Raw genomic sequence first — 14,576 nt, forward strand, 5'->3', positions numbered from 1 at the left:
CACCGATATCCTGCGCGACATCTGCGGGAGGGCGCCTTGAGCAAGAGCCGACTCTTCGAGCTTCTTTTTCAGGAGGGCGAGCTGGGCAAGCGCCTCCTCCTTGGCCTCATCGCTTTCGCCTTGCTCGCCGGCACGGCCGCCTGGCTCGCGGACCGGCCCCACCTCAGCGCCTCGTCCTGGGCTGCTGGCACCGCGATAATCCTGGCGAGCCTCCTTACCGAAATTGCGATCAGTCTCGGGAAGAAGGAATTCGGGCTGGATCTCATCGCGGCGCTCGCGATGGCTGGCGCCCTTTTCCTCGGCGAATACCTGACCGGCAGCATCGTCGCACTGATGTACACGGGTGGGCAGGCGCTCGAGGATTTCGCTCAAAGGCGCGCACGCCGAGAACTGACCGCGCTGCTCAATCGCGTACCGCGCACCGCCGCTCGTTACGTGGATGGGCAGTTGCAGGAGGTTTCCATCGAAGAACTGAATCCTGGCGACCGAATCCTGATACGCCGGGGCGAGGTGGTGCCCGTCGACGGAAACGTGACAGGTGGCATGGCCGTGCTGGACGAGTCGGCCTTGACGGGCGAGGCGATGCCGATCCGGCGCCGATCCGGCGAGCCGGTGACGAGCGGCACGACGAACGCCGGCGATGCCTTCGAAATGGTCGGCTCAAGCGCGGCGAGCGACAGCACCTATGCGGCAATCCTCAGGCTGGTGGCGGCCGCAAAAGCCGCTAAAGCGCCTATCGTTCGGCTTGCCGACCGTTATGCGTTGGTGTTTCTTGTGGTCACACTCCTTTTGGCCGGCGGCGCCTGGGCCACAAGCGGGGAGCCGGTCCGCGCGCTCGCCGTGCTGGTCATTGCGACCCCCTGCCCGCTCATTCTCGCGGTCCCGGTGGCAATCATCGCCGGCGTCTCCCGCTGCGCCGGCAAAGGCGTGCTCGTGAAGGGCGGAGGCGCACTCGAGGTGCTTGCGCGCATGAAGACAGTGGTCCTCGACAAGACTGGGACGATTACCGACGGCAGGGCCCGTCTGATCGAGGTGAAGACCCGCACCGATCTCGACCCTCTGGAAGTGCTGCGTAGCGCGGCATCGCTGGATCAGGGCTCACACCACGTGATCGCCCGTGCGCTAGTCGCAGCCGCAAGAGAGCGGGGCTTGGAACTTGTTGCACCAACCGAGCTCCGTGAAGCGGCGGGTTCCGGCGTGAGCGGCAACATAGATGGCCACGACATCGAAGTGGGGGGCTGGGACTTCATCAGCGAAAGGATCGATGAGACCGCCTTCTCGCGAGATATACGGGAGTGGATCCGGAGGGATGGCATCGTCTCGGTGCTCACTGCCATGGACGGAGTTCTGGCGGGCGCGTTTCTCCTGGCTGACGAGGTCAGGCCAGAGGTCGGCAGCGTGCTCAGGCAATTGCGGGAGGCCGGCGTCGAGCGGATCGTGCTTGCGACCGGCGATCGCACCGAGCTCGCGGAGAGCCTCCAGTCCTTCCTGGGGTTGGACAGTGTTGCCGCCGATTTGAAGCCGGAAGACAAAACCAGGATTGTCGAAGCGGAAAGATCGGCAGGACCGGTCATGATGGTCGGCGACGGCGTCAACGACGCACCGGCGCTCGCAGCCGCCGACGTCGGGGTAGCCATGGGCGCGCGTGGGGCTGCCGCCTCCTCCGAAGCGGCCGACGTGGTGATCTTGGTGGACCGGCTCGATCGCCTCGTCAGCGCCATCCGCATCGCGCGTCGCTCACGCGGCATAGCCCTCCAGAGCGTCTATATGGGGATGGGCTTGTCCGCCGCTGGCATGATCGCGGCCGCCTTTGGATATCTGACGCCGGTTCAGGGGGCACTGCTGCAGGAAGCGATAGACGTCATCGCCATCTTGAATGCGCTGCGCGCTCTGGGGCAGCCTTTCGGCGGGTGGCGGAAAACAACACGTTTGGCGCACGCGGAGCTCCTGAAGCTCGAAGCCGAGCATGGTGCCCTGATGGACGTTGTGGACGAGATACGCCATACGAGCGCGCGCATCCAGCAGCTCCCGGAAAAAGAAGTCGGCACGCAGCTTGCGCACCTGGACGCGCTGCTGCGACAACGTCTTCTTCCGCACGAGCGGCAGGACGACGAGGAACTCTATCCCAGGCTGCGCAGGCAGGCGGGCGCGCCGGATGCTCTTGCCGGCATGAGCAGAACTCACATGGAGATCCAACGTCAGGTCCACAGCCTCACTTCGCTTCGACAAACGCTCGGCGAACATGGGCCGAGCCCGGCACAGCGCTACGAGATCCAGCGCCTGCTGCACGGTCTGGAAGCTATTACTCGCCTCCACTTTGCGCAGGAGCTGGAAATCTATCGATCGCTCGAGGACGAGTAGGCCAATCCAAACGAAAAGACGGATCGATCCGATTGCCGAGCATCTCATCGATTCATTTGAGGTAGATCAAGGTCCTCGCGGCTCATCTCGACTAGGATGCCCGCAAATTGGAACTCCGGGATGACGGTCATGGGTCGGATCGGATGGACATTATCAGCAGTCTTAATCGCTATCGCGGTCGCAGGCGGGATTGTTTTCCTGTCCTACAGCAATGACATCGATCGCGCGCGCTCCGCAGTCGCCAATGGCGCGCGAATTGCCAGTACGACCGCGGGTCCCATTGAATATGCCGAGAGAGGCGGCGGCATTCCGCTCCTGTCCATCCATGGTGCAGGTGGCGGATGGGATCAGGGTCTGACCAACGTTGCCGATCTGGTCGGAAGCGGATTTCGGGTGATCGCTCCGTCTCGCTTCGGTTATCTCGGGACGCCTATTCCGTCCGATACTTCGCCCGCCGCTCAGGCCGATGCCCATATGGCGCTACTCACCGAGCTTGAGATCGACGAAGCCGTCGTCGTTGGTGTCTCGGCTGGGGCACGCTCGGCAGTCGAACTGGCGCTTCGCCATCCGGATAGGGTGTCAGCTCTCATTCTGATCGTCCCTGGAACTTACGCGCCCGAGAGCCCCGTGATGGTCGAGGGGAGCCGCGGCAGCGCATTTGTCTTCTGGCTGGTCAATACGGGCGCCGATTTCGCCTGGTGGACGACCGAAAAGATTGCTCCGTCGGTTCTCATTCGCTTCCTCGGCGTGCCACCCGAGGTGGTCGAAGCTGCAACGGCGCAGGACCAAGAACGGGTAATGGCCGTTATCCGCAGCGTCGAACCGCTTTCGCGGCGCTTCCCCGGCATCAACATTGACAGTGCGCCCGATCTCCACCGCCTACCCCTCGAGAAGATCGCCGCTCCCACGCTGGTCGTCTCGGCCGAGGACGATCTGTTCAATACGCTCCCCGCAGCCAAATTTGCGGCCGCTAGTATTCCGAGTGCGAAGTTGGTCGTCTACGACACTGGCGGCCATCTGCTCGTTGGACGTGGCGAAAAGGTTAGGGAAGCCGTCAGCGATCTCCTTGGTCAGACAGGCACAATGCAGCCCTCGGGATCTGGCGCCCGGACGCCTGTTCGGCCAAATTCGCCCGCACCCGCCGTATCGTCGACGCGGTCATGAGGGAACAGCCAAGAGGCACGCAATGGCGTGCCTCAGGTATTTACGGAGCGCAGCAGATGACCAGGCACATAGCGATTGTCCAGGGCCACCCGGACCCGGCCAGGCACCACCTCCTGCACGCCATGGCTGACGCTTACGCCGAGGCCGCCACGGCCGCGGGACACGAGGTGCGGCGCATAGAAGTGGCCAAGCCGAGTTCCGGCTGCTGCGGACGCAGGAAGATTTCGAAACCGGCACATTGCCAACCAGCCTGGAGCAATCGCGGGAGGACATGCGCTGGGCAGAGCACTGGGTCTTTCTCTTTCCCCTTTGGCATGGAACGATGCCGGCCCTGCTCAAGGGCTTCCTCGAGCACATTTTCAGGCCGGGCTTTGCCATGGAATACAAGAAGCGCGGCTTTCCCAAACGGCTGCTTGCCGGGCGCTCCGCCCGCATAATCGTCACCATGGGAATGCCGGTGCTGCTTTATCGATGGTATTTCGGCGCCTATGGCGTGCGCAGCTTCGAGCGCAGCATGTTGGGCTTCGCCGGGATCAAACCCATTCGCGAGAGCTTCTATGGCCTCTCGTTTGCCGACGAGAAGAAGCGCGCGCGCTGGATCAACGACATGCGCGAATACGGCAGACGGGGCGGTTGACTTAGCCTCGAACGGATCGGGATTGGAGATCCGACTTTGAGCTTGATCAAGGAGTTTCTCTGCGTGCGAAGCATAATGCTTGAGTGAGCATGGCTTGATCGCATTCATGCCGGGAGGACGAAAATGCCCTTGAAGTTGATCAGTGGAATGATGAAGGCATCGGGTGACGAGGCGCTTCTGATCATGGAAAGAGACGTCGGAGGCGACGAAATCGTTCTTGTTACGAAGGAGGCGCTTTTCGATATCGCCGATCCGCCGCTTTGCAACGAGTGTCGATTGCAGCAATACGTCACAGTCTTCAGCGAAATCGCGTCCAACAAATTCGATGGGAAGAAGCTCACGTCCGATGGGCACGTGGCAGTAACCGCGACTGATGTTTCTGCTTGGAAGGCTCTTCATCCGGACGCGGCTTGAGAGGCGTCAAGTGCAATGCTAGCCGGTGACGCGAACGCTGAGTTGCTGGCGAACTCAATGGACACGGCTGCAATGAAGCGAATATGTGGACTGCAAAGCGCTGTTGCCGTTGCTCTCCTTCTAATGGTCAATGGGGAGAGCGCCGCGGCCGATCGACTCCGCGGCCGCGCCATCGCCCAACGCTGGTGCAGCGAGTGTCACGTCGTTGCACCTGGACAAGTGCGCGGCTCTGATACCGTTCCGACGTTCGCTCAGATTGGTGAATCGGAACGATTTGACGAGAGAAGCCTTTCGACATTCTTGGCTACGCCTCACCACTCCCGCATGCCCAATCTGTCCCTGACACGTACCGAGATTGCCGATCTCGTTGCGTATATGAAGTCGAAAGAACCTTAGACGATCCGTCCGCGGAGACCGACTCCCGAACCGAGAACGCAGTGTGAGCGCAATGACTGAAATAAATTATCTCTGGCCACTGACCGGCGGCCTCCTGATCGGCCTGTCGGCAGCCCTCTACCTTCTGCTGAACGGAAGGATAGCCGGGATTTCCGGTCTCGCGGCCGCCGCAGCAGGCCTGACCGAGGACGACGACAGCAAGTTGGGATTGGGTTTCCTCGTCGGCATCATCGCAGGCGCTTGGCTGGCGGCGGCCCTCGCCCGCAAACCCGAGATCGTGATCACGTCTTCGCCTGCACTGCTGATTTCTGCTGGACTCATCGTCGGCTATGGCACCCGACTCGGATCGGGTTGCACGAGCGGCCACGGCGTTTGCGGAGTCGCGCGGCTTTCGCCGCGTTCGCTTGTCGCCACAGCAATCTTCATGGCTGTTGCGAGCGCGACGGTCTTCGTCACCCGACATCTTCTTGGAGTCCAGCCATGAGGACCCCGATATTAGCAGCGATCGTCTGTGGGCTCATTTTCGGGGCGGGTCTGGCAATCTCCGACATGATCAACCCCGGACGTGTGCTGGCGTTCCTCGATGTCGCGGGTCACTGGGATCCGTCGCTGGCCTTTGTCATCGGGGGCGCGCTGATTCCTTCTGCCGGGGCTTACATCATCCGCGGTCGCCGTCCGGCGCCTTTGCTCGATGACCGCTTCTGTGTTCCGGCGAATAAATCGATCGATTGGAAACTGGTGACTGGCTCGGGCTTGTTCGGACTCGGGTGGGGGCTGGTGGGGTTCTGTCCCGGCCCCGCCATCGCTGCATTGTCGACGGGGCGATGGGAGACCGTCCTGTTCGCCGCGGCCATGCTGGTCGGCATGTGTTTATACCGCTTCACCGCCAACGCCTTCCGAACTACTCAGCAAATTGAAGTGTCACCCCCTCCTCCGTGATAAAGCGCAATGTCGAGACGCTTAGGGATGGCAGGACGAAGGTAAGCGGCAAGCAGATCCCGTCTGGCGGAGGGGGTGAGCGGTCGGATATCGGTAGCGGACACGATGAGCTGCTGTGAGCTTCTATGTCTGCGCCTAGTTCTGGAACTAGAACCTTCCATATGATCGAAGCTGTTGCCGACCGCCTTGAGGGTGCGCCGCGGCAGCTTCGCCGACGCTGGTCGGATGAGTTCAAGGCACGGGCGGTGGCGGAGGCATTGGAGCCAGGCGCGAGCGTCTCGGCGATCGCGCATCGGCTGGGCATTCACCCGTCGCAGCTCTTTGGCTGGCGTCGCGCGGTCTTAGACGCTCGGAAGGTTTCCACGGAACCGGCGCGTTGTAAGGTAGTCGCGGCGTCTGCTGGCGAAGCGGTGATCGAGGTTGTCATTGGCGAGGTGATCGTGCGTGCTCGCGCAGACGTCAGCGAGGCGCACTTGCAACGGGTGATCCGGGCGGTGCGGTCGGCATGATCCCCTCCGGCGTGAAGGTGTTCTTGGCCAGTCATCCGGTCGACTTCCGCAAGGGCCCAGACAGCTTGCTGTCGCTGGTTCGGGATGCGGGCAGTGATCCGTTCAACGGCGCGCTTTACGTCTTCCGGGCCAAACGGGCGGACAGAATTAAGATCGTCTGGTGGGACGGCTCCGGCGTCTGCCTTTATGCCAAGCGATTGGAAAAATCGCAGTTCTGCTGGCCCCGCATCGGTCATAACCGGGTTCAGCTCAACCATGCCCAGCTTCTGGCGCTCATCGATGGCATGGACTGGAAGCGGGTTCGATCCGTGCCGGTGAAGCCGCCGGAGATTGTTGGGTAAAAGCCCTGCGGCGAAGTGAATCAGCAGCCTGAAAGGGCAGGAAAACCGGAGCAAAATGTGCTCTGGTCGGGTCGATGACGCCGCCCGATCTCAAACTCCCGGATGACGTAGAAGCGCTGAAAGCCATGGTGCTTGCCATGGCCGAGAAGGCGGCGCGCGCCGATGTCCTGGAGAGGGAGGTCGCAGATCTCAAGGCACGAAACGCCGATGCCGATGAGCGCATCGAGCGGCTGACGCAGATCCTGAAGGCCTTCGATCGCGCCCGCTTCGGCCGCCGGTCGGAGAAGCTCGGCTCCCCAAGCACCGACGACGAGCAGCAGGCCTTTGTCTTCGAGGAGATCGAGACCGGCATCGCTGCGATCAGGGCGCAGGTCAGCAAGGGCCGCGAGCGTCCGGATGGCAAACGTCCGCCGCGGCCACGCAAGGGCTTCGCACCTCACCTGGAGCGGGTCGAAGTCGTCATCGAGCCGGAGGATCGGCCGGAGCATGCCGGCAAGCAGAAGGTGCTGATCGGCGAGGACATCTCGGAGCGGCTGGATGTCATGCCGGCGAAGTTCCGCGTCATCGTCACGCGCCGGCCGAAGTATGCCTTCAAAAACGAGGACGGCGTCGTCCAGGCACCGGCGCCGGCACACATCATCGAGAGCGGCATTCCGACGGAAGCGCTTCTGGCCCAGATCGCCGTCTCCAAATATGCCGATGGCCTGCCGCTCTACCGACAGGAGGCGATCTACGCTCGCGACAAGGTCGAGCTCGACCGCAAGCTGATGGCGCAATGGATGGGCAAGCTCGGCTTTGAGCTGGAGATCCTCGCCGACTACCTCTTTGATGAGATCAAAAAGGGGGAGCGGATCTTCGCCGACGAGACCACGCTACCCACGCTCGCGCCTGGTTCCGGATCGACAAAGACGGCTTGGCTTTGGGCCTATGCCAGGGATGATCGAACATTCGGAGGCAGTGGGCCGCCGATGGTAGCCTATCGCTTCGAAGATAGCCGAGCCGGCGAATGCGTCGCCCGGCATCTGAACGGCTACCGCGGCATCCTGCAGGTGGACGGCTATGCCGCCTACAACAAGCTGGTCCGCTCCGATCGCGGCAATGACGGCGTCACATTGGCTGGCTGCTGGTCACACAGTCGGCGCAAGTTGAGCTGCATGTCGCGGAAAGCTCGAAGGTCGCAACGGAGACGGTAGAGCGGATGGCGACGCTCTGGCAGATCGAGGAGACCGTCCGCGGGCAAAGCCCTGACGCCCGTGTCGCGGCGCGTCAGCAAATCTCTGCGGCGGTTGTCGCCGAGCTCTTCGCTCTCTGGCAGAAGACCCTGCCGCGGATCTCCGGCAAATCGAAGCTGGCCGAGGCGCTTCGCTATGCGATCTCGCGTCGCGCCATCTTCGAGCGCTTCCTGACCGACGGCCGCATCGAGCTCGACTCCAACATCGTCGAGCGAGCAATCCGGCCCCAGGCAATCACGAGAAAGAACTCACTCTTCGCCGGCAGCGACGGCGGCGGAAGGAGCTGGGCGACCATCGCGACGCTGCTGCAGACGGCGAAGATGAACAACGTTGATCCGCTCGCCTGGCTCACGCAAACGCTCGAGCGCATCGCCAGTGGCTGGCCGAGCAGCGAAATCGACGCGCTCATGCCGTGGAACTACGCCCGCTGAACGGCCTCAGCTTGCCGCTTACGGACGAAGTTGTGTTCCTGGAGTCGCGGCCGCTCCGAATTGAAGCAGAGCAGCGACCAGGAACTCTAGCATTCCGTCGAGAGGAGACCGCTCTTTATCCGTTCTGACTGCAAGCATGCGCCATGAGCCGATCGGCCGATAATGCTGCCAAAAGCGGCCATTTGAGACCTCTCCGTCGAACTCCCGCTCACCACCCTATCGAGAAGTTCGCGAACGCGAGGCGTTTTCCAGCCGCGCCGGCATCGCCGGCACAAGCGGCCGCAGCGAGCATCAGTGAGCGGAGCAGCCGAAGGCAACCCGCGCCCGCCAGGTAGCGCCGTAGGGTTTGCCGGAGGCTTGTGGGAAACGCCTGGAGATATTGCGTCCCGATGCTTGAAATCTCAGATTGAATGGGTGAGCATTGGGCATCAACCAACAATGGAAGACTTCGTGAACATGACGAGCAACGCGGTTCAGCAGGTTCAGGAAGACATGGCGCTGATCGCCCGGGGCGAGGAAATCGACCTTCCGTGGCGCCGGCTTCGCGTTCTCCTCGATCACCGCCTGGTCGAGATCAACACACCTGTCCTCCTGGGTGGACCGCTTGCAGGAAGTCGAACATCCATCTCGTGGACAGACGAGGGCATGCGGTTCATGGGACAGGCCAGCTCAGGCATCGACGAAAAAGGAGGTATGATCGCGTGAAAAGCATCTTTGCAGGTAATTTCGATCAGGAGAGCGCCATCGAAGCCGCCGTCGAGCTCTACGGTGTCGATGCCACAACGGCAGTGGCGCATTGCGCGCTAGAGGCCTACTTCGATCGCCGAGAGGCGGACCACGAATTCTGGTTTCGCATTTTCGCTCAGCTCAGGGGCATTCCGCTGTCCGACAGCAAGCATTGAAGAAGTTGTTGAACCGCTTGCTGGGGCAGTCGGACCCAGTTTCGCCGTTCGCGCGGCGAATGCTAAACCTCCTGTAGGTGCCCTTTTAACTGGTCCACGGGCGCCGCTGATTGGTACGCTGAATCAGAGCCGCGGTAAAACGCAACGTGCTCGTCCATGGCGACCGTCCATATGACAAGGGGCGCATGAACCATCACATAGAAAAAGAAGATAGGCATTTAGTTGCCTCCTTTGCGAGTTTTCCATTGCCGGAACGCGCGGCACGGTTGTCCAGTTCCTCGGCAATGCGATTTGGAACTACGTTGTTGCAATTATTAGGAAAACCCAGCAGAGCAGAGCGCGACCACGCCGTGGTGGTTGCGACCGCCACCTCGATCTTAAGCTCACCGATCACGCAAAGGGTGAACTGATCGAGTACCTCAAATCAATCTGACGCAGGTTGGAAGTGAGGACGGGCGTCACTCAATCATATCGGGGAAGAGGTTAAAGCCAGTTCTCAATTGCCCCCGTAAAGCATCAAGAGGCAGTTGAGCTAGGCCCGGCGTGAATGTTCGGGCGTTCGTGTAACAGCCAATGCACCGAACAGCGCCACGAACGCCGCCAGCCCGACCCAGCCGATGATTTGGCGCGTGCGCTCCTGGTTTTCCGGCATCTCGAGGGCCTCCACTTTTGGCCACATGACATGAATGTAGCCATCCGGCTCGGCGGCCAGGCTCTTCTCTTCGGCAGCGATCTCCAGCATCACGCCCTGCATTGGCCCGTCGGTGAGGACCATGACATGGGCGGGTGCGGCTCGCGCGATCACCTCGCCGTTGCGGCTCACTTCCGCCCAGCCCCAGAGCGCGATCTTCGGCCGCATCCGCGGCAGCTTGTCGGTGCCTATGCCCGTGTCGCCATGCATCTGGTGCTCGAGGACAGCGCCCGACCACGTTGTGTAGAGCCCGAGCGGATGTCGCGGCATTGGCCTGTCGATCTTGACATCATAGGTGGCCTCGCCGCCGGTGAACCGGGCGGTGACCGTCATCGCATCGGTGTTTTGCACGTGCGACCAGCGGTTTCCCATCTCCACCGCCTGGATGGTGATCGTGCCGGTCACCGGTTGGGTGCTGTTCATGTTCACCGGATCGGCCCCCACGATCCGGACAGCTTGGCCCGAGGCGCGCGCCGAGGCCGCCAGGCCATCGGTGCCTCTGCCCTGCGCGTACAGCGGGTCGGCAGGCAAGCCCATCATGATTCCAGCGATGACGACGCTTGAGACAGTGATCATCCGCCGGTTCTTCATCGCCCATCCGCCGACCCACCAGCCGATCACCGCGGAGACGAATCCACCCGGGAAGGAGAACCACCACAGGTCCCAATAGCCGGAATAGTAGGGCTGCTCGAACGGCAGCCCGCGCGGTCCGAGATACATGCTGTAGGTCGTCCAGACGAGCGCGAGCATCAGCGCCCCCAAGGCCACACCGGTGCGCCCGGCGCCGGCATATGCCGTCCAGACGCAAACGAAAACGAAACTGATCAGCAGGCGCTGGACGAAGAAGGTGATGCCGGGGAAGTCCTGCAGTAGCAGGAGTTGGGTAAAGATTCCGTCGGTCGCCACAATGATTGCGGACGTGACCAGTCCATAGACGACGAAACGCCATGTCTCACCCCGCTCAGACTCGAGCACCGGATGATTGCGGCGCCACAGCCAGAGCGCCAATGCGTATCCGCCAAGAATGGCAAGGAAATGCACCGGCAGGCCGGTGACCCAGAGGTGATTGAAGTCGAGCCATTCCGGTTCCTGCGGCAAGCCGACTGGCGCCAGCCATTGATAGTAGATTTCGAGAATCAGCGTATGCACCGCCGTCAGGACCAGGCCGGGCACGATACCTATTCCGATGAACGCAGTGCCGAACAGAAACACCGTGGTAATCAGGAAGGTTTTGGTCACCCAATAGGTCCAGTAGGGATCGTTCTCCCATAGTAGTCCGTGGGCGATGGAGGCATCGACGAAGATCGCCGCAAGTCCGACAAGAATGCTGAACTTGATTGTGTCTTTTGCGACCAGAAACATAAGCCGCTCCCGCATAACGCGATTTTTGCATCAAATCGCGATATGCCGGGATTGTTCCGCCATCGTTGCGAGACCAATCTCGGCCCGGTATGGCGCAATTTCGCTCAGTGTTTTGCCGTCAGCGAGCGAGCCCTTCACGACCTCGTCGTCGACGAAGAGGCCACTTAGCCCCTGACCGAACGCGACCATCTTTGCAGCGATATCCTTGAGACCGGAGGTGCCGCCGCTGACCCGTTCCAGGCAACGCTCCAACATCGCCGCCTGATCGCGGGTCTCCTGGAGGTGCTTATCGATCTGCGCCTTCAGTTCCGGGTAATTTTCCAAGCGCGCCGATTGGCTCGTCAGCATGGTGATCGCCTGCTCTTCCATCGCATGCGCATCCCTGAGCCATGCATGGAGATGCTCCCTGGGATCAGACATAGTGTTCTCCTTTCTTCACCTTGACTGAAGGGGTGCCAGGGCCCCGCGAGCCCCTTGAGCATGTTGCCACGGCGGATCGAGCAGCTCCGCTCAATGCTGCCGCTCGGCAGCCGCCTTCGCAGACCTCTCGGAAACGCCGGCGGCCTGAGCGTCTTTGAGTGCCAAAGACGCCTCCGCGCAGGCTGCGGCGAACGACGCTCTTGCTATCTGGGCGGCGACGATCCCCGAAAGGGCGGCACGGCAGTCGCGAATCGCGCGGTGGTGCCACTTGCCGTGGCTCGGCCACTCGTATTCCAGAAAATCGAGAGCGTCGTAAGGTCCGCGGAATAGACGAGGCATGCCGTTCTGAAGAGTTACCGAAAGCGGTACGCGCCAGAGAGCTTCCTTCATTGGGGCCTCCCGAATCTTTCCAGGCAGTAACCCGCCGCAAGCTCAACTCGTTCCATTGCGAAAACCTTCGCAGGGTGATTTCCTGCCCGCTGTAGCGATGGCCGGGTTTGGGGAACTTACCGTCAGCGACGCCGTTTCGGACGCGTTCACACGCTGTCCTGGTCTGCACGCCTACCTAAATGTTGGCTGTGCAACGTTGTGGCGGCAAATATTGACCGATGCCAAAGAGCCCGCCTGAGTTCTTCGTTGAAATCGGAGGGACGGCAGCCCTGGAGCACTGCTATTCTGCCGACGAGAGCTCTTGACCTGGCCGTGCACTGGTCGTCAAAATTAATCTGCAAGGGAGGAAATGATGGCTGGTAACAAAAAACGGAACGAAGATCCGGTCGAGGGCTCCAGGGAGACGATTGAACGCGAACTGGAGAGGCCAAACCAGACTGGCACCGAGCCGTCGGATCAAAGCACCGACGAAAAGCGAGAGCGCATTCGGAGGCGCGCCTACGAAATCTGGGAGCGCGAGGGACGACCTGACGGAGGGCATGAGCGCCACTGGCACGAAGCGGAAAAGCAGCTCGACGAAGAAGAAGGACGCACGTCAGGCCACGGCGAGAGCGGAGGCCGATAACGTGCGTCTCGCCCCGTCGTGCAGAATGGCCGCTTGAACGGCGGGACTCCGGCGGCATGAGCTTAAGCGCCCGCGGATTTATGCTGACGGTCTTTGCAAGCCTTCGCCAGGCTTGAACGCCAGCGCGATCTCGTCCCTCCCGACCTCGCGCGATTGCGTTACCCCGCCTAAGGGGAACTTACGATGCGCGATGCCGTTTTTGATGCGTCCACAAAAATGGAGGACGCAGATGCCCGACACTAAGACGTCCGTCGGCCGCGATCGCCGACGCGTTGCCGCCGAGCAGCCCTATGAGCTGAGCTATTTCAAGCGAAAGCACAAACTCACGGAGGAGCAGGCTCGCAAGATCATCAAGGAAGCAGGGAACTCCCGCGAAAAGGCGAACGCCTTGGCAGAGAAGGTGAAGAAGGCTTAACCGCTCATTGCGCCGGTATTGAGGGTGGAGCCGTTTGCCAAGAAAGGCGCCCCTGCAGGACCATCGCTAAACCTGTATTTCAAGGGAGCGATCGCGGAGTCCCGCTTTGGGGATTGAAGCACTTGGCGGAAGGCCAGGGAAATGCGCAAGGAACTGACGGCAGCCGCCGTCCTTATCCCCCTAATGGAAATCGATGCGGAGATGCGTCAGAACCTCCTGGGCAGCCAAGAGCGAGATTTCGCCACCGCGATGGCAATCCACGTCTACCTGCGACTGCGACGGCATTTCCGTTTCTGTCGCTATGGGGTGGAAGCTTCCCTGAAGGAGGTCGTTGAGCAAATCGGCGATACAATCTGGACAGCTCCCGACCAAATCATCACGACCTTTGCGTCCGCGGACGCCGCAGACTCTGCAGCCGCTTCTAATTATCTCGCCCAAGAAATCCTCAGATCCATTTCCGTCATCTTTGAGACCATCAAAGTGAGCCAGGATTATGGGTGATGCACCGCCAGGTATACGACACCCTGATGATCGGCACTCGTGCCCCATCTTTCACTCGTCATGAGATCACCTGCGGCACACGTCTCCGCCGAACCAGGAGTATTTGCCTCCATCAGTGGTTGGTTGCCAGCACGTACCGATGACGGGAAGATGATTTTTCGCTTCGCTCTCCAATAGAGGAGGTACCGTGATGGGCGCCCACCATCGCTGTCTGCCGATCTCCCCCGAAGAGCTCAATGACCTACAGGCCGTCCTCGAAGACGTTCTGCAAGAACTAAAGCTATCTCGGGAGAGTGAAGAAGCCGAAGCAGTCGCGAGGAGGCTAATTCAGCTCTACGAAAGCGGCGTGCGCGACGCCGCCTCGCTCCACACCGTCTTAACTACGCCGGACGGTCAGACATGATCAGTTCCGACTAGGAGTGCCGACGTGCAGATTCCGCTGTCATAGCTCGACGGTATTAGTTGGCTTCGTTTTGTTCTCGAACCGTTTTGCCGCCGTTCATGCTTATTTCAGCCATTTGTTCACGGCATTTGCATTTGGCGTTCAGGATCGATCCCCGAAACTAAGCCATGCTTCGAGCGTGTTCGCACCGATGAAGATGGTGACCGCGCTGGCGGCCGTTCGGCAATTACCGTATGTGCGCGAGTCGCACTTGCCGAGGTCAGATTAAAGTCTGGAGTCAGGCTTTTACTCTTGAGGCGGGGTGATCGCTCCGTCCGCAACCACGCTGTTCCGGCAGATAATATCAAGGGCAAATGAAGTTTCGCATGCCGCGGCCCGAATTGTGCGAGGAGTTTTCCAGCCGCGCCGGCATGGCCGGCATAAGCGGCCGCAGCGAGCCTCAG

At 61.1% G+C, this 14,576-nt stretch carries 18 protein-coding genes and 2 pseudogenes; 17 read left to right on the forward strand and 3 right to left on the reverse strand.

Translation table 11 applies throughout. From position 1 onward, the window contains the following. Window positions 1-36: 36 nt before the first annotated feature. The 13 genes and pseudogenes from AU381_RS25370 (at window position 37) to AU381_RS29945 (ending at window position 9,736) form a co-directional block, all read left to right on the forward strand. On the forward strand, window positions 37-2,361 hold the full coding sequence (locus AU381_RS25370; protein ID WP_174552541.1) for a heavy metal translocating P-type ATPase: 2,325 nt from the start codon (window positions 37-39) through the stop codon (window positions 2,359-2,361). 120 nt (window positions 2,362-2,481) lie between these two features. Then, window positions 2,482-3,525, forward strand: a complete 1,044-nt coding sequence (locus AU381_RS25375; protein ID WP_064244378.1) for an alpha/beta fold hydrolase — start codon at window positions 2,482-2,484, stop codon at window positions 3,523-3,525. A gap of 56 nt (window positions 3,526-3,581) precedes the next feature. Continuing rightward, window positions 3,582-4,162, forward strand: a pseudogene (locus tag AU381_RS25380) (NAD(P)H-dependent oxidoreductase). Window positions 4,163-4,285: 123 nt separating this feature from the next. Continuing rightward, on the forward strand, window positions 4,286-4,576 hold the full coding sequence (locus AU381_RS25385; protein WP_064244379.1) for a hypothetical protein: 291 nt from the start codon (window positions 4,286-4,288) through the stop codon (window positions 4,574-4,576). Between the two features lie 123 nt (window positions 4,577-4,699). Continuing rightward, entirely contained in the window at window positions 4,700-4,972 is a 273-nt protein-coding gene (locus AU381_RS31130) for a c-type cytochrome (RefSeq protein ID WP_342028752.1), read from the forward strand. 52 nt (window positions 4,973-5,024) lie between these two features. Continuing rightward, complete coding sequence (locus AU381_RS25395; protein WP_064244380.1) at window positions 5,025-5,456, forward strand: YeeE/YedE family protein; 432 nt, start codon at window positions 5,025-5,027, stop codon at window positions 5,454-5,456. After that, window positions 5,453-5,911 carry a YeeE/YedE family protein gene (locus AU381_RS25400; RefSeq protein ID WP_064244381.1) on the forward strand — a complete coding sequence of 153 codons (459 nt, stop codon included), beginning with the start codon at window positions 5,453-5,455 and terminating at the stop codon, window positions 5,909-5,911. The genes AU381_RS25395 and AU381_RS25400 overlap by 4 nt, the downstream gene beginning before the upstream one ends. A 161-nt stretch (window positions 5,912-6,072) precedes the next feature. Continuing rightward, a complete protein-coding gene (locus AU381_RS25405) occupies window positions 6,073-6,420 on the forward strand; it encodes a transposase (RefSeq protein WP_244520136.1) in 348 nt (115 codons plus the stop codon). Further along, window positions 6,417-6,761 (forward strand): IS66 family insertion sequence element accessory protein TnpB, encoded by a 345-nt coding sequence (tnpB, locus tag AU381_RS25410; protein ID WP_064244383.1) that lies wholly within the window; start codon window positions 6,417-6,419, stop codon window positions 6,759-6,761. The genes AU381_RS25405 and tnpB overlap by 4 nt, the downstream gene beginning before the upstream one ends. A 74-nt stretch (window positions 6,762-6,835) precedes the next feature. Further along, window positions 6,836-8,424 (forward strand): annotated as a pseudogene (gene tnpC / locus AU381_RS25415) (IS66 family transposase). A gap of 438 nt (window positions 8,425-8,862) precedes the next feature. After that, complete coding sequence (locus tag AU381_RS25425) at window positions 8,863-9,129, forward strand: hypothetical protein (RefSeq protein ID WP_064244385.1); 267 nt, start codon at window positions 8,863-8,865, stop codon at window positions 9,127-9,129. Further along, window positions 9,126-9,326: a hypothetical protein gene (locus AU381_RS25430; RefSeq protein WP_082910358.1), complete on the forward strand. Its 201-nt coding sequence runs from the start codon at window positions 9,126-9,128 to the stop codon at window positions 9,324-9,326. Before AU381_RS25425 ends, AU381_RS25430 begins: the two co-directional genes overlap by 4 nt. Window positions 9,327-9,511: 185 nt before the next feature. Then, complete coding sequence (locus AU381_RS29945) at window positions 9,512-9,736, forward strand: hypothetical protein (RefSeq protein WP_156528662.1); 225 nt, start codon at window positions 9,512-9,514, stop codon at window positions 9,734-9,736. A gap of 122 nt (window positions 9,737-9,858) precedes the next feature. Here the strand turns inward: AU381_RS29945 and AU381_RS25435 are convergent, their stop codons facing one another. The 3 genes from AU381_RS25435 to AU381_RS25445 form a co-directional block, all read right to left on the reverse strand. Then, window positions 9,859-11,379 (reverse strand): hypothetical protein, encoded by a 1,521-nt coding sequence (locus AU381_RS25435; protein ID WP_064244386.1) that lies wholly within the window; start codon window positions 11,377-11,379, stop codon window positions 9,859-9,861. Window positions 11,380-11,409: 30 nt separating this feature from the next. After that, window positions 11,410-11,799, reverse strand: coding sequence for a DUF892 family protein (locus tag AU381_RS25440; RefSeq protein ID WP_082910359.1), 390 nt, complete (start codon window positions 11,797-11,799; stop codon window positions 11,410-11,412). A 90-nt stretch (window positions 11,800-11,889) separates the two neighbouring features. Next, window positions 11,890-12,189, reverse strand: a complete 300-nt coding sequence (locus tag AU381_RS25445) for a DUF982 domain-containing protein (protein WP_064244387.1) — start codon at window positions 12,187-12,189, stop codon at window positions 11,890-11,892. Window positions 12,190-12,541: 352 nt separating this feature from the next. Here AU381_RS25445 and AU381_RS25450 point away from each other — a divergent pair, with 352 nt between their 5' ends. The 4 genes from AU381_RS25450 to AU381_RS25465 all read left to right on the forward strand — a co-directional run bounded on the left by AU381_RS25450 (window position 12,542) and on the right by AU381_RS25465 (window position 14,133). After that, window positions 12,542-12,814, forward strand: a complete 273-nt coding sequence (locus AU381_RS25450) for a DUF2934 domain-containing protein (protein WP_082910360.1) — start codon at window positions 12,542-12,544, stop codon at window positions 12,812-12,814. Window positions 12,815-13,043: 229 nt separating this feature from the next. Further along, window positions 13,044-13,229 (forward strand): DUF3606 domain-containing protein, encoded by a 186-nt coding sequence (locus AU381_RS25455; protein WP_064244388.1) that lies wholly within the window; start codon window positions 13,044-13,046, stop codon window positions 13,227-13,229. A gap of 141 nt (window positions 13,230-13,370) precedes the next feature. Continuing rightward, on the forward strand, window positions 13,371-13,730 hold the full coding sequence (locus AU381_RS25460) for a hypothetical protein (protein WP_064244389.1): 360 nt from the start codon (window positions 13,371-13,373) through the stop codon (window positions 13,728-13,730). A gap of 190 nt (window positions 13,731-13,920) precedes the next feature. Continuing rightward, complete coding sequence (locus AU381_RS25465) at window positions 13,921-14,133, forward strand: hypothetical protein (protein ID WP_064244390.1); 213 nt, start codon at window positions 13,921-13,923, stop codon at window positions 14,131-14,133. The last annotated feature ends 443 nt before the right edge of the window (window positions 14,134-14,576 follow it).

Source organism: Sinorhizobium glycinis (assembly GCF_001651865.1).
Taxonomy (GTDB): domain Bacteria; phylum Pseudomonadota; class Alphaproteobacteria; order Rhizobiales; family Rhizobiaceae; genus Sinorhizobium; species Sinorhizobium glycinis.

Bases quoted from the DNA above. Each gene is read 5' to 3' on its own strand.
- AU381_RS25405 (WP_244520136.1), top strand. From the start codon at position 6,073: ATGATCGAAGCTGTTGCCGACCGCCTTGAGGGTGCGCCGCGGCAGCTT.
- AU381_RS25435 (WP_064244386.1), bottom strand. From the start codon at position 11,379: ATGTTTCTGGTCGCAAAAGACACAATCAAGTTCAGCATTCTTGTCGGA.
- AU381_RS25445 (WP_064244387.1), bottom strand. From the start codon at position 12,189: ATGAAGGAAGCTCTCTGGCGCGTACCGCTTTCGGTAACTCTTCAGAAC.
- AU381_RS25395 (WP_064244380.1), top strand. From the start codon at position 5,025: ATGACTGAAATAAATTATCTCTGGCCACTGACCGGCGGCCTCCTGATC.
- AU381_RS25440 (WP_082910359.1), bottom strand. From the start codon at position 11,799: ATGTCTGATCCCAGGGAGCATCTCCATGCATGGCTCAGGGATGCGCAT.
- AU381_RS25400 (WP_064244381.1), top strand. From the start codon at position 5,453: ATGAGGACCCCGATATTAGCAGCGATCGTCTGTGGGCTCATTTTCGGG.
- AU381_RS25455 (WP_064244388.1), top strand. From the start codon at position 13,044: ATGCCCGACACTAAGACGTCCGTCGGCCGCGATCGCCGACGCGTTGCC.
- AU381_RS25450 (WP_082910360.1), top strand. From the start codon at position 12,542: ATGGCTGGTAACAAAAAACGGAACGAAGATCCGGTCGAGGGCTCCAGG.
- AU381_RS25375 (WP_064244378.1), top strand. From the start codon at position 2,482: ATGACGGTCATGGGTCGGATCGGATGGACATTATCAGCAGTCTTAATC.
- AU381_RS25425 (WP_064244385.1), top strand. From the start codon at position 8,863: ATGGAAGACTTCGTGAACATGACGAGCAACGCGGTTCAGCAGGTTCAG.
- AU381_RS29945 (WP_156528662.1), top strand. From the start codon at position 9,512: ATGAACCATCACATAGAAAAAGAAGATAGGCATTTAGTTGCCTCCTTT.
- tnpB (WP_064244383.1), top strand. From the start codon at position 6,417: ATGATCCCCTCCGGCGTGAAGGTGTTCTTGGCCAGTCATCCGGTCGAC.
- AU381_RS25460 (WP_064244389.1), top strand. From the start codon at position 13,371: ATGCGCAAGGAACTGACGGCAGCCGCCGTCCTTATCCCCCTAATGGAA.
- AU381_RS25465 (WP_064244390.1), top strand. From the start codon at position 13,921: ATGGGCGCCCACCATCGCTGTCTGCCGATCTCCCCCGAAGAGCTCAAT.
- AU381_RS31130 (WP_342028752.1), top strand. From the start codon at position 4,700: ATGGTCAATGGGGAGAGCGCCGCGGCCGATCGACTCCGCGGCCGCGCC.
- AU381_RS25385 (WP_064244379.1), top strand. From the start codon at position 4,286: ATGCCCTTGAAGTTGATCAGTGGAATGATGAAGGCATCGGGTGACGAG.